This is a genomic window from Pseudomonas sp. NPDC089741, from assembly GCF_044748825.1.
In the GTDB taxonomy this organism is placed as follows: domain Bacteria; phylum Pseudomonadota; class Gammaproteobacteria; order Pseudomonadales; family Pseudomonadaceae; genus Aquipseudomonas; species Aquipseudomonas helmanticensis.
The window spans coordinates 1-12,435 of sequence record NZ_JBIVGT010000055.1 but is presented as its reverse complement, the minus strand read 5'-3'; the positions used below and the strand labels follow the sequence as shown (position 1 = coordinate 12,435).

Annotated in this window: 12 protein-coding genes and 1 pseudogene; 9 read left to right on the top strand and 4 right to left on the bottom strand. The window is 61.4% G+C overall.

Annotation, left to right across the window (positions count from 1 at the left end):
* From ACIPZE_RS28155 to ACIPZE_RS28130, 6 genes are all read left to right on the top strand, one after another.
* Positions 1-121: hypothetical protein (locus ACIPZE_RS28155; protein WP_400776674.1), on the top strand; the 121-nt coding region annotated here is incomplete at its 5' end.
* A gap of 7 nt (positions 122-128) precedes the next feature.
* A complete protein-coding gene (gene nuoN / locus ACIPZE_RS28150; protein WP_400776672.1) occupies positions 129-1,592 on the top strand; it encodes an NADH-quinone oxidoreductase subunit NuoN in 1,464 nt (487 codons plus the stop codon).
* Between the two features lie 311 nt (positions 1,593-1,903).
* A complete protein-coding gene (gene paoA, locus ACIPZE_RS28145) occupies positions 1,904-2,527 on the top strand; it encodes an aldehyde dehydrogenase iron-sulfur subunit PaoA (protein ID WP_400776669.1) in 624 nt (207 codons plus the stop codon).
* A complete protein-coding gene (locus ACIPZE_RS28140; RefSeq protein WP_400776666.1) occupies positions 2,524-3,480 on the top strand; it encodes an FAD binding domain-containing protein in 957 nt (318 codons plus the stop codon). Before paoA ends, ACIPZE_RS28140 begins: the two co-directional genes overlap by 4 nt.
* The gene (paoC, locus tag ACIPZE_RS28135) at positions 3,477-5,675 is read left to right on the top strand and encodes an aldehyde oxidoreductase molybdenum-binding subunit PaoC (protein ID WP_400776664.1); all 2,199 of its coding nucleotides are present in this window, start codon (positions 3,477-3,479) and stop codon (positions 5,673-5,675) included. The genes ACIPZE_RS28140 and paoC overlap by 4 nt, the downstream gene beginning before the upstream one ends.
* Before the next feature lie 155 nt (positions 5,676-5,830).
* On the top strand, positions 5,831-6,724 hold the full coding sequence (locus ACIPZE_RS28130) for a LysR family transcriptional regulator (protein ID WP_400776661.1): 894 nt from the start codon (positions 5,831-5,833) through the stop codon (positions 6,722-6,724).
* A gap of 15 nt (positions 6,725-6,739) precedes the next feature.
* Here ACIPZE_RS28130 and ACIPZE_RS28125 read toward each other — a convergent pair whose 3' ends face one another.
* Positions 6,740-6,943, bottom strand: coding sequence for a hypothetical protein (locus tag ACIPZE_RS28125; protein WP_400776658.1), 204 nt, complete (start codon positions 6,941-6,943; stop codon positions 6,740-6,742).
* 129 nt (positions 6,944-7,072) lie between these two features.
* Positions 7,073-8,026 (bottom strand): aldo/keto reductase, encoded by a 954-nt coding sequence (locus ACIPZE_RS28120; protein ID WP_400776655.1) that lies wholly within the window; start codon positions 8,024-8,026, stop codon positions 7,073-7,075.
* A gap of 111 nt (positions 8,027-8,137) precedes the next feature.
* Here ACIPZE_RS28120 and ACIPZE_RS28115 point away from each other — a divergent pair, with 111 nt between their 5' ends.
* Positions 8,138-8,908, top strand: coding sequence for an alpha/beta hydrolase (locus tag ACIPZE_RS28115; protein WP_283435987.1), 771 nt, complete (start codon positions 8,138-8,140; stop codon positions 8,906-8,908).
* A gap of 272 nt (positions 8,909-9,180) precedes the next feature.
* Positions 9,181-10,047 (top strand): CAP domain-containing protein, encoded by an 867-nt coding sequence (locus tag ACIPZE_RS28110; protein ID WP_400776653.1) that lies wholly within the window; start codon positions 9,181-9,183, stop codon positions 10,045-10,047.
* 119 nt (positions 10,048-10,166) lie between these two features.
* Here ACIPZE_RS28110 and ACIPZE_RS28105 read toward each other — a convergent pair whose 3' ends face one another.
* Together ACIPZE_RS28105 and ACIPZE_RS28100 are read right to left on the bottom strand one after the other, a co-directional pair.
* Positions 10,167-10,799 (bottom strand): DUF5074 domain-containing protein, encoded by a 633-nt coding sequence (locus ACIPZE_RS28105; RefSeq protein WP_283435986.1) that lies wholly within the window; start codon positions 10,797-10,799, stop codon positions 10,167-10,169.
* A 31-nt stretch (positions 10,800-10,830) separates the two neighbouring features.
* Positions 10,831-12,042, bottom strand: a complete 1,212-nt coding sequence (locus tag ACIPZE_RS28100; RefSeq protein ID WP_283435985.1) for a helix-turn-helix domain-containing protein — start codon at positions 12,040-12,042, stop codon at positions 10,831-10,833.
* 142 nt (positions 12,043-12,184) lie between these two features.
* Here ACIPZE_RS28100 and ACIPZE_RS28095 point away from each other — a divergent pair.
* A pseudogene (locus tag ACIPZE_RS28095) lies at positions 12,185-12,435 on the top strand (type VI secretion system tip protein VgrG); the annotation flags it as partial.

Sequence of the window (12,435 nt, the reverse complement as noted above, 5' to 3'; positions counted from 1 at the left end):
GGTGCTGCTGATTTACCTCTGCGTGTACCCTCAACAGTTCCTCGACACTTCTGCCGCCACGATGCATGGCGTACAGCAGTGGCTCGGCACCGCCTTCACTCAACTCGCTTCGGCCCGGTAAGAGCGCTATGGAATTCACGATTCAACACTTTATGGCGCTTGCGCCACTGTTGATCACCAGCCTCACCATTATCGTGGTGATGCTGGCAATCGCCTGGCGCCGCAACCACTCGCAGACCTTTTTGATTTCGGTCGCCGGTCTGAACCTGGCCTTGCTGTCGATCCTGCCGGCCTTGAAAGTCGCGCCTCTGGCCGTGACTCCACTGCTGCAGATCGACTCCTTTGCCTGCCTGTACATGGCGCTGATCCTGGTCGCCACCCTCGCTTGCGTCACCCTCGCCCACGCCTATTTGGGTGATGGCGGTACGGGTTACCCGGGCAACCGTGAAGAACTTTACCTGCTGATCCTGATGGCCGCCGCCGGTGGCCTGGTTCTGGTCAGCGCGCAGCACCTGGCCGGTTTGTTCATCGGTCTGGAACTGCTCTCGGTACCGGTTTACGGTCTGGTGGCTTACGCCTTCTTCAACAAGCGTTCGCTGGAAGCCGGCATCAAATACATGGTGCTGTCGGCCGCAGGTTCCGCGTTCCTGTTGTTCGGTATGGCGCTGCTGTACGCAGACTCGGGTTCGCTGAGCTTCGTCGGTATCGGTCAGGCTCTGGCTGCTACTGGCCTGCCTAGCTCGCTGGCGCAACTGGGCCTGGGCATGATGCTGATCGGTCTGGCGTTCAAGCTGTCGCTGGTACCGTTCCACCTGTGGACGCCGGACGTCTACGAAGGTGCTCCGGCTCCAGTGGCTGCGTTCCTCGCGACCGCTTCGAAAGTGGCAGTGTTTGCGGTGATGGTGCGTCTGTTCCAGATCTCCCCTGCCGCCAGCAGTGGTGTACTGAGCGACGTGCTGACCGTTATCGCAATCGCCTCGATCCTGTTCGGTAACCTGCTGGCCCTGACCCAGAGCAACCTCAAGCGTCTGCTCGGTTACTCGTCCATCGCGCACTTCGGCTACCTGCTGATCGCGCTGGTGGCGAGCAAGGGTCTGGCGGTGGAAGCCATCGGCGTGTACCTGGTCACCTATGTGATCACCAGCCTCGGCGCGTTCGGCGTGATCACCCTAATGTCCTCACCGTATAACGGTCGAGACGCAGATGCCTTGTACGAATACCGCGGCCTGTTCTGGCGCCGTCCGTACCTGACCGCCGTACTGACCGTGATGATGTTGTCGCTGGCGGGTATCCCGCTGACTGCTGGCTTCATCGGCAAGTTCTACATCATCGCTACCGGTGTTGAATCGCACCAATGGTGGCTGGTCGGTTCGCTGGTGCTGGGCAGCGCCATCGGCGTTTTCTACTACCTGCGCGTGATGGTCACTCTGTACCTGATCGAGCCAAACCTGCGTCGCCACGACGCCCAGCTGCACTGGGAACAGAAGGCAGGTGGCGTAATGCTGCTGGCCATCGCCCTGGTCGCATTCTTCCTGGGTGTGTACCCGCAACCATTGCTGACACTGGTTCAGCAGGCGGGTCTGGCGGGCTGATTGCTCGGCTGGCTACACATGAAAACGGCACCTTCGGGTGCCGTTTTTTTTTGCAATTTCAAGATCAAAAGATCGCAGCCTTCGGCAGCTCCTACAGGGATTCGTGTAGGAGCTGCCGAAGGCTGCGATCTCTTGATCTTCCCCCTCCAACACCCAATTGATGAACAAAACACATAACTCTATAGCGCAAATCCGCAAAAACCTTTTCCTCTCTCCAGCAGTCACTCCTTAACGAGACCGGCGATCACGCCGGCACGCCCGTTCGGGCCATTTGACCCTGCTGCCCTGATTGAGAAAAAAGGAATCGAACCATGACGATTTCCCGACGCAGATTTCTGATCCTTGGCGCCGTCACCGCGACGGCGTTCGCCATGCCGCCGTTTATCAGCCTCAAGGCCTACGCGGCCAACCTGGAGCAACCGGCCATGAGCAAAGTAACGATCAACGTCAACGGCAAACCGCGTGAACTGGATGTCGATACGCGCACGACCCTGCTCGATGCGCTGCGTGAACACCTGCACCTGACCGGCAGTAAAAAAGGCTGCGACCACGGCCAGTGCGGCGCCTGTACGGTGATCGCCGATGGCCGCCGAATCAATTCCTGCCTGACCCTGGCGGTGATGCACGAAGGCAGCGAGATCACCACCATCGAAGGCCTCGGCATGCCGGACAACCTGCACCCGATGCAAGCGGCGTTCATCAAACACGACGGTTACCAGTGCGGTTATTGCACACCGGGGCAGATTTGCTCGGCGGTCGCCGTCATCAAGGAAATTCGCGACGGCATCCCCAGCCACGCCAGTGCCAGCCTGACCGAACCGCCGCAACTGATCGCGGCGGAATTTCAGGAGCGCATGAGCGGCAATATCTGCCGTTGCGGCGCCTATTCGAACATCATCGAAGCCATCACTGAAGTCGCGGAGGTGCCGGCATGAGACCGTTCAATTACAGCCGCGCCGACTCGCCTGCCGCCGCTGCTGCGCAAGCCGCTCAAGTCGAAGGCGCAAGGTTCATCGCCGGTGGCACCAACCTGCTCGACCTGATGAAACTCGACATCGAAACCCCGCTGCACCTGATCGACGTCAATCACCTCGGACTGGACCAGATCGAAGCTACGCCCGAAGGCGGACTGCGCATCGGCGCGCTGGTGCGCAACACCGACCTGGCTGCCGACGCGCGCATCAGAAAGGATTACGCCCTGCTCTCTCGCGCACTGCTTGCCGGGGCTTCCGGGCAATTACGCAACATGGCCAGCACCGCCGGCAACTTGCTGCAACGCACGCGTTGCCCGTATTTCTACGACACCCATCAAGCCTGCAACAAACGTAATCCCGGCAGCGGTTGCGCAGCGATTGGCGGCGTCAGTCGACAACTGGGCATCATCGGCGTCAGCGATGCCTGCATCGCCACCCATCCGAGCGACATGGCGATTGCCATGCGCGCACTCGACGCACAGGTTGAAACGGTGAAACCCGACGGCAGCACGCGCAGCATCGCAATCGCGGATTTCCACCAGTTGCCGGGCACCACGCCGAACATCGAAACCAGCCTGACGCCAGGCGAGTTCATCACGGCGGTGAACTTGCCCGCACCGGTTGGCGGCACGCACGTCTATCACAAGGTCCGTGATCGTTCGTCGTACGCCTTTGCGCTGGTCTCGGTGGGTCTGATTCTGCAAAAAGACGGCAGCGGGCGCATCGCTGTCGGCGGTATCGCGCCGAAACCCTGGCGCGTCGAAGCCGCCGAAGCGCTGCTGCCCAAAGGCGCTAAAGCCGTCAGCGAACGCCTGCTCGACGGTGCCACGCCGACGCACGATAACCAATTCAAACTGACCCTGGTCGAGCGCACGCTCGGTTCAGTGTTGGCGCAAGCGAGGGACGAAGCATGAAATTCGACACGCCCGCCACCACCAACCCGATCGACCAGTTGAAAGTCATCGGCAAACCCACCGACCGCGTCGAAGGCTCACTGAAAACCAGTGGCCAGGCGCCGTACGCTTACGAGCAACATGAAGCGGTGGCCAATCAGGCTTACGGCTTCATGGTCGGTTCAGCCATCGCCAAGGGGCGGATCAACAACATCGATCTGGCGGCCGCCAAAGCCGCGCCCGGCGTGTTGGCGATCGTCACCGCCGCCAACGCCGGCAAACTCGGCAAGGGCAAGTACAACGCCGCGCCGTTGCTGGCCGGGCCAGAGATTCAGCACTATCACCAAGCTGTTGCGCTGGTGGTCGCGGAAACTTTCGAACAGGCCCGTGCTGCTGCGCAAATGGTCAAGGTCGATTATCTCGCCGACAAGGGCGAGTTCGATCTGGCCAGCGTGCGTGACAAAGGCGTAGAACCGAAAGACGAGTTGCCCGATGTCAAACACGGCGATTTCGCCAAAGCCTTCGCCGCCGCCCCTGTGCAGTTCGATCAGACCTACACCACGCCGGATCAGTCCCACGCAATGATGGAGCCACACGCGACACTGGCCGCCTGGAAAGGCGATCAGTTGACCCTGTGGACGTCGAACCAGATGATCGCCTGGAGCGTTGCCGACATCGCCACCACCCTCGGCCTGCCCAAGGAAAAAGTCCGCCTGATCTCGCCGTACATTGGCGGCGGCTTTGGCGGCAAGCTGTTCGTGCGCGCCGACGCGATCCTCGCCGCCCTCGGCGCACGCATGGCTGGCAGACCGGTGAAAGTCGCCCTCGCCCGCCCGCAGATCGCCAACAACACCACCCATCGCCCGGCAACGATCCAGCGCATTCGCATGGGCGCGACGGCGGACGGCAAGCTCACTGCGATTGCCCATGAAGGCTGGTCGGGCAACCTCGCCGAAGGCAAAGTCGAAGTCGCCGCACAGCCGAGCCAATTGTTGTATGCCGCCGAAAATCGTCTGGTCAGCATGCGCCTCGCGCCGCTGGATCTGCCCGAAGGCAACGCCATGCGCGCGCCCGGTGAAACCCCGGGGCTGATGGTGCTGGAAATCGCCATGGACGAGATGGCCGAGCAGCTCAAGCTTGATCCGGTGCAGTTGCGCATCCTCAACGACACTCAGGTCGATCCGGTGAAAACCGAGCGGCCGTTTTCCCAGCGACGGCTGATCGAATGCCTGCAAACCGGCGCCGACAAGTTTGGCTGGGACAAACGCAATGCGCAGCCCGGTTCTCGCCGTGAAGGTCGCTGGCTGATCGGCATGGGCGTGGCGGCGGCGATCCGCAACAACCTGCTGGTGAAATCCGGTGCGCGCGTGCGCCTGGAGCGTGACGGCAAGATCACCGTCGAAACCGACATGACCGATATCGGCACTGGTAGCTACACGATCATCGCCCAGACCGCCGCCGAGATGATGGGCGTTGCACTGGACGATGTCGTGGTGCATCTGGGCGATTCGAGCTTTCCAGTGTCCTCCGGTTCTGGTGGCCAATTCGGCGCCAACTGCTCGACTGCCGGGGTGTACGCCGCGTGCATGAAACTGCGCGAAGCGGTGGCCAACAAGTTGGGCATGGCGGCTGACCAGGCCGAGTTTGTCGACGGTCAGGTGCGGGTGGGCAGCAAGAGCCTGCCGATGCGCAACGCGGCGCAAAACGGCGCAGTAACGGCGGAGGACAGTATCGAATTCGCCGACCTCGCCAAGCAGTATCAGCAGTCGACATTCGGCGCGCATTTCGTCGAAGTCGCCGTAGATGCGGCGACTGGAGAAGTGCGGGTGCGGCGAATGTTGGCGGTGTGCGCAGCCGGGCGGATTCTCAACCCGAAAGCGGCGCGCAGTCAGGTTATCGGGGCGATGACCATGGGCGTCGGTGCGGCGTTGATGGAAGAGTTGGCGGTGGACAAGAAACTCGGCTTTTTCGTCAACCATGACCTGGCCGGATACGAAGTACCGGTGCACGCTGACATTCCGCATCAGGAGGTGATTTTCCTCGATGAGACCGACCCGATTTCTTCGCCAATGAAGGCCAAAGGTGTCGGCGAGCTGGGCATTTGCGGCGTCAGTGCGGCCGTCGCCAATGCGATCTACAACGCCACCGGCGCACGCGTTCGCGACTACCCGATCACCCTCGACAAAATCCTCTCCTCCCTACCCCCGATGCTCTAAACATCACCCGTGCAGGAGCTGCCGCAGGCTGCGATCTTTTGATTCTGTTTTCAAGATCAAATGATCGCAGCCTGCGGCAGCTCCTACAGGGGTGGGTTAATCGCTCTGCGGACAATCGACTAGAATTCGAAAAAACTTATGCAGGAAAATCATCAATGCTCCGGGAAAACGCCACCGACCTGCTCGCCTTCCTTGCCGTGGCGCGCGAACGCAGTTTCACCAAAGCGGCGGCCAGGCTCGGCGTTTCGCAATCGGCGCTGAGCCATACCGTTCGGGCACTGGAAGCGCGCCTTGGCCTGCGTCTGCTGACCCGCACCACCCGTAGCGTTTCCCCCACCGAGGCCGGCGAACACTTGCTGCAAACCATCGGCCCGCGTTTCGAAGAGATCGAGCTGGAACTGCAAGCCCTGAGCAATCTGCGCGAAACCCCGGCAGGCAAAATTCGCATCAGCGCCACCGACCATTCGCTGGACTGGCTGCTGCGCCCGGTGCTCAAGCAATTCCTGCCCAAGTACCCGGACATCGCCGTCGAAGTCTGTTGCGATTACGGTTTCGTCGACATCGCCGGGCAAGGCTTTGACGCTGGCGTGCGCCTGGGCGAAGACGTCGCTCAAGGCATGATCGCCACCCGCATCGGCCCGGACATGCGCATGGTCGTGGTCGGCTCGCCAGCCTATTTCGCCCGCCGTCCTGCCCCGCAAACCCCGCGCGACCTCACCGCGCACGCCTGCAACAACCTGCGCCTGCCCACCAATGGCGGACTCTATAGCTGGGAGTTCGAGAAGGATGGCGAACGCCTGAAAGTGCGCGTGACCGGGCAAGTCACCTTGAGCGGCGTCTATCCGTTACTGGATGCGGCGCTGGATGGTTTTGGTCTGAGCTACATTCCGGAAAACATCGTCGCACCGTATCTGGCCGATGGCCGTTTGCTGCAAGTGCTGGAAGACTGGTGCCCGACGTTTGCCGGCTATCACCTGTATTACCCGAGCCGGCGCCAGGCGGCCCCGGCGTTTGCGTTGTTGCTGGAGGCGTTGCGCTATCGCGAATGAACGCGACAAGGGCTGTCATTCTCTGTAGCAACCTGCCGCGTTCCAGCTCGCTTTGGCAATTTGCACGGCCTCTTCGACCGAACTTGCAGACACCGTTGCAATCTGTCCGCGCTGCATGCCCATACAGACATATTTTTCATTCGCGGCGTACGCAGCAAGCAGGATAAGTATCAAACAAACGCCGGTGAAACCGGCAAACGCATGGCTTGAAGCATTCATGAGGGTTCTTCTGGGTAGAAGCAGACACCCCCATGATTGCTGGTCAAGTCGCGGATTCTAACTGTCAGATATGCCAGTTTTTCAGACGATTTCGAACTAGGGACGATCTTTCACCGACATAACTTGCGATCAACCGACCAACGCAATCAACTGATGCCGCTGCGCATCGGTGAGCATCGGCCCGAATCCGGCCTTGACGTTGTCGACCATGTAGCGCGGATTGCTCGTCCCCGGAATCACACAGGTCACCGCCGGATGCGTCAGGAGAAACTTCAATAACAGTTGCGGCCAACTGTTGACCTGAACATCCGAGACCCACGCCGGCAGCGGTTTGCCCTTGACTCTGCCGAGCAGACCGCCACCGCCGAACGGCCGATTACAGATCACCGCCACCCCGCGCTCGCGGCACAAGGGCAGGATGCGCTTCTCCACGCCACGGTCATCGAGGGCGTAGTTGATTTGCAGGAAATCCAGTTGCTCGGCTTTCAACACCGCTTCGACTTCGTCATAGGCCGAGGGCGTGTAATGGGTGATGCCGATGTAGCGGATGCGCCCTTGCTCTTTCCATTCACGCAACGTGGGCAGATGGGTTTGCCAATCGAGCAGGTTGTGGATCTGCATCAGGTCGATGCGCTCGGTGCGTAGCAGGCTGAACGATTGCTCCATTTGCGCGATGCCTTCGTCGCGGCCACGCGTCCATACCTTGGTGGCGAGGAATGCCGGAGAGCTGGGTTCGTGGATCGACAGCAATTCACCAGTGGTCTGTTCTGCGCGGCCATACATCGGCGAGCTGTCGATAACCGTGCCGCCCTTGGCAAACAATTCATCGAGCACCGCCGGCAATTGGCGGTACACCGGGTCGCCCGGGGCCACGTCGAAACCGCGATAAGTGCCGAGCCCCACCATGGGCAGCGATTCGGAGCTGGAGGGGATGGCGCGGGTCAGCATGGTCTGGTCTCCTGCGGCACTGGGCAGCGTGACGGCGGACGTGGTGGCCAACGCCCGGTTCAAGGTGCAGACCGCCGAAACCCCGGCAGCCAGCGAGAGCAATCGGCGACGGGAGTAACCCTCAGTGTGGCTCATGCTGGTTCCCCTGCTGCATGGATCTGTTGCATGTTGTGTGCGCAGGCTGCCTGGCCGAATCGCTGGACTACACTGCGACAGCGAACCTGCTTACCCGTTAAAAGTAGCCGAATGTCCCGAACCCTGATGTCACTCGTCGTTTTGATCGTCGCCGTTTACCTGGTGCTGTGCGCCGCGCTGTTCGTTTTCCAGCGTTCGCTGATCTATTTTCCGCAGCCCGCAGCGCTGGATTCGGCGGACTCACGGTTGAAACTGTCGATGCCGGATGCGGATGTCTGGGTCAGCACCCGCGAGCGCGTCGGGCAGCGGGCGCTGATCTATTTCGGCGGCAATGCCGAGGATGTGTCGCGCAATCTGCCGGAGTTCAGCGAGGCGTTTCCTGATTACGCACTGTATTTCCTGCATTACCGGGGCTTTGGTGGCAGTGGCGGTTCGCCGTCCGAAGAGGCGATTGCCGAGGATGCGCTGGCGCTGTTCGATCAGGTCTATGCGCGTCATCCGCAGATTGCCGTGGTCGGCCGCAGCCTTGGCTCCGGTGTCGCGGTGCGCCTGGCCAGCCAGCGGCCGGTGCAGAATCTGATTCTGGTGACGCCTTACAACAGCCTCGAAGAAATCGCCGCGCGGCAGTATCCGTGGGTGCCGGTGCAGTGGTTGCTGAAAGATCGCTACGAGTCGGGCAAATACGCCGCGCACATCCGCGTGCCGACCTTGCTGCTGGCGGCGAGTGATGATGAGGTGATTGCGCGGGCCAGCACCCAGCGATTGCTGGAGAATTTCCCCAAAGGCGTGGCGGTGCTCAAGGTGGTGCCGGATTCAGGGCATAACTCGATTTCCGACCGTGTGCAGTATTTGCAGTGGATGGGCGATGTGCTGAATCATTGATGTTTTTCTGCCTATTGGGGTTGTGGCGGGCGATGACGCTATCGCGAGCAGGCTCACTCCTACAGTGGAGCGCGTTTCAAATGTAGGAGTGAGCCTGCTCGCGATGGCGTCATTCAACTCAACCATCATTTGTGCCTCATCCAGCCCTTCGTCGCCCCGCAATAAAAGCCCTCACCGAGCCTTGAACCAAGCCCTGAAAATCCAGTCCTACACGCGCCGCTCGCTGCGGTTCACCTCCTTTTAGCGCTGCCCTCTTCAGAGCTGTCCGTCCCATGCGCCACGCCGTTCGTTCGTCTCGCTTCGTTTCGCTGTGCCTGCTGATCCTTTCACCTTTGTTCGCCGATACCGCCCTGGCTGGAGCGGAACGACAATTGGTGGCCGCCATCAACGATTACCGCGCCCACCCGCAACGCTGTGATCGACGTCCCGCGCAGCGCTTGTCACCGCTGGCGCTGAAATCGAACCTGGCATTGCCGATCGGCTATCGCTATGGCGGCGGAATGCGCGAAGCCTTGAAGGCTTCAGGGTATTCAGCGGTGGCGGTGCGCAGCATTCGCATTGTCGGCGCCGAGGATGCCGAGGCAGCGTTCGACCGATTGCAGAGTGATTACTGTGGCGCACTGCTGGACGCCAGCTACGCCGACATCGGCATCAGCCGCGCACGCAATGAATGGCAAGTGGTGCTGGCGCAACCGGTGCTCGACAGCCGTGTCGGCGACAACCGCAGTGTCGGCAAGGCGCTGCTGGCCGAGGTCAACGCCGCCCGCGCACGGCCGCGAATGTGCGGACGCCAACGCTTCGCCGCAGCCCGGCCGTTGAGCTGGAATCCAGCGTTGGGCGCCGCAGCGCAGGGGCACAGTAAAGCCATGGCTTACGGCAATTACTTTGCGCACCGTGATCCCGACGGCGACCTGCCCGCGGATCGCGCCCGGGCAGCCGGTTATCGAGGGCGTCAGGTAGGCGAAAACATCGCGGCCGGACAGAGCTCGCCGGGCAAGGCGATGGCGGGTTGGCTGGCCAGCCCAGGGCACTGCGCCAATTTGATGAACCCGATGTTTACTCAGGTCGGCGCGGGGTTTGCCAGTGAGGCGCGCAGCGATGAAGGGGTTTACTGGACGATGGTGTTGGGTGCGCCTTGATTTTATGGCGATGCGGATGAGTTTTCGCGAGCAGGCTCACTCCCACAGTGGCTCAGGTATACGCCGAACCACTGTGGGAGCGAGCCTGCTCGCGATGGGGCCTGATCTGGCACCGTGATTTATTCAGGCCGACGCACAGCCCGCACCCGCCCACTGTCACCGCCACCGCAATAAAACCGCTCAGCGCCGTCCGCTTCCAGCCCGGAAACGCCCATGCCGTCGGGCATTTTCAAACTTTCCAGCACTTCGCCATCCTGCGGATCGATGCGCCGCAACTCGCTCTCATCCGCCTCCCAGGTGCCATGCCACAGCGCCCCGTCGACCCAGGTCACGCCGGTAACAAAGCGGTTCGATTCCAGCGTGCGCAGGATCTTCCCGGTCTCCGGGTCGATCTGATGAATCTTGCGCTCGCGATACTGGCCGACCCATAACGAGCCCTCGGCCCAGGCCATACCGGAATCGCCACCGCCGCCGGGGGCGGGAATCGTGTGCAATACACGCCCGGTGGCCGGGTCGATCTTGTGGATCTGCCGGTCGGCGATCTGAAACAGATGCTTGCCGTCGAACGCGGTGCCGCCGTCGGCGCCGACCTTGAGCGTGCGCACAGTCTCACCGCTGGCCGGGTCGAGTGCGTTGAGCTGACCATCGCTGGCAAACCAGACTTGCCGACCATCGAACGTGACGCCATGAATGCCTTTTATATGCTCAAACGGACCATATTCGCGAAGCACTTCTGCCTTTGCCTGTTTCATGCTGACTTCCTCATGGGTGTGTGAGGCCAGACTAGCCATTACCCAGCGACACCGGGAGTAACAAGATCGTCGCGAAACCCGGCACCGGCGGTGTCATCCAGCGCCGCGCGCGACCGAGACCGAAAGCCTGCACCTTGTCTTGCCCCGCGAGATTTTCCAGCGCCCGCTGCACCTGGCGTTGACTGCTGCCGAGAGCGAGCGCCAGTGCCGAACTCGACCAGGCTTCACCATCAGCGAGCAACGCCAGCAGCGCGGCGTGCTTGTCCTCGACGGGCAGCGTCAGCAGCGCCACAGCCGTGGCCTGCAATACGAAACCCTGGCGGGTCGCAGTCACTTTCGCCAACGGTTGCAACGCCGCACGCAAGCGCCCGATTTCGACGCGCAAACGCGCGCGGTGCGATTCATCGCTGAGTTTCAAGTGAAAGGCTTTGGCTATCAGCACTTCGCGAGTCACCTCTGCCGGCCAGGCTTCGGCCAGCGTACGCAGCAGATTGAACAGCACCGGCCGGGTTGCCAGCGGCACAGTCATGCCGGCGCCACGCACGCTGTAGCGACAGGCATCGACGAGCAATTTGTCCGACGTGAACAGTGCCTCGACCTGTGCCAGCGTGACTGCCCGCGACTGACCGGCAAACGTCAAGCGGGCTGCGGGCGCGCAGAGCAATTGACTGGCGTGTTCGATTTCCGCCGTCAGCGAGGCGATGCCGGCCTGTTGCGCCGCCTGCTGCGCTCGGGCCAGCGCCGCTTCGGCCTTGCGCGCCTGCACTCGGCGCAAAGCGATGCCCGCCGATACCAGTTCATGGGCCGCACGCAATGCCGGCGGCAGCGGCGCCGGATCCTGTTCACCGAGCAGCGCTTCGGCCGCGTCCAGCTCACCGATCAGCAACAACCGGCGAATTTGCAGATAACGCGCGTGAGCGGCGTTTAACCAATCACCATGACTGTGTAAAACCTGTCGCGCGGTCTCCAGCGCCTTGACCGGCCAACCCAGCTCCCGCACGGCCAATGCCACTTCTGCCTCGGCCACTACACAGCGTGCTCGCGACAACGGTTCATTCGCGCCGAACGCTTTCACCGCCCTCTGCAGCAACGTTTTCGCGCGCGGTAAATCGCCAAGCTGAGCCATGGCAATGCCGCGTAGCGCCAGCGCGGGTGGGTCTTCGCGCAAAGCCACGTAGTTCAACGCGGTCAGTGGATCGCCAGCAGCGAGTGCCCGGCCGGCGGCGGTAATCAGCGAGTCCATGGTGAGTTCATCTTCGCGGCCACTGCGCTGTACAGCGCTGAAATCGAGTTTAATTTCGCTGTTTATGTGCGTTTAAAATCCCTTGATAGCACTTTAGTATTCCTGCACCATCGGCACAGCTTTTCCACGGAAGGAGTCAGGCATGCTGGACGCAAACGCTACCCACATTACCTTTTCGCTCGAAGGCGTTTCCGCCGATCTGCATGTGTTGAGTTTTGTTGGCCGCGAAGCCATCAACCAACCCTTCTGCTTCGACCTCGAACTGGTCAGCGCCCGCCCCGACCTGAAGCTCGAAGAACTCCTGCACAAACCCGGCGTGCTGACCTTCGGCGCCACCGGCGAAGGCACGATTCATGGCCTGGTGTATCGCATCGAACAAGGCGATTCCGGCAA

Bases quoted from the DNA above. Each gene is read 5' to 3' on its own strand.
- nuoN (WP_400776672.1), top strand. From the start codon at position 129: ATGGAATTCACGATTCAACACTTTATGGCGCTTGCGCCACTGTTGATC.
- ACIPZE_RS28120 (WP_400776655.1), bottom strand. From the start codon at position 8,026: ATGAGCCACACTGAGGGTTACTCCCGTCGCCGATTGCTCTCGCTGGCT.
- ACIPZE_RS28105 (WP_283435986.1), bottom strand. From the start codon at position 10,799: ATGAAACAGGCAAAGGCAGAAGTGCTTCGCGAATATGGTCCGTTTGAG.
- ACIPZE_RS28100 (WP_283435985.1), bottom strand. From the start codon at position 12,042: ATGGACTCGCTGATTACCGCCGCCGGCCGGGCACTCGCTGCTGGCGAT.
- paoA (WP_400776669.1), top strand. From the start codon at position 1,904: ATGACGATTTCCCGACGCAGATTTCTGATCCTTGGCGCCGTCACCGCG.
- ACIPZE_RS28115 (WP_283435987.1), top strand. From the start codon at position 8,138: ATGTCCCGAACCCTGATGTCACTCGTCGTTTTGATCGTCGCCGTTTAC.
- ACIPZE_RS28110 (WP_400776653.1), top strand. From the start codon at position 9,181: ATGCGCCACGCCGTTCGTTCGTCTCGCTTCGTTTCGCTGTGCCTGCTG.
- paoC (WP_400776664.1), top strand. From the start codon at position 3,477: ATGAAATTCGACACGCCCGCCACCACCAACCCGATCGACCAGTTGAAA.
- ACIPZE_RS28130 (WP_400776661.1), top strand. From the start codon at position 5,831: ATGCTCCGGGAAAACGCCACCGACCTGCTCGCCTTCCTTGCCGTGGCG.
- ACIPZE_RS28125 (WP_400776658.1), bottom strand. From the start codon at position 6,943: ATGAATGCTTCAAGCCATGCGTTTGCCGGTTTCACCGGCGTTTGTTTG.
- ACIPZE_RS28140 (WP_400776666.1), top strand. From the start codon at position 2,524: ATGAGACCGTTCAATTACAGCCGCGCCGACTCGCCTGCCGCCGCTGCT.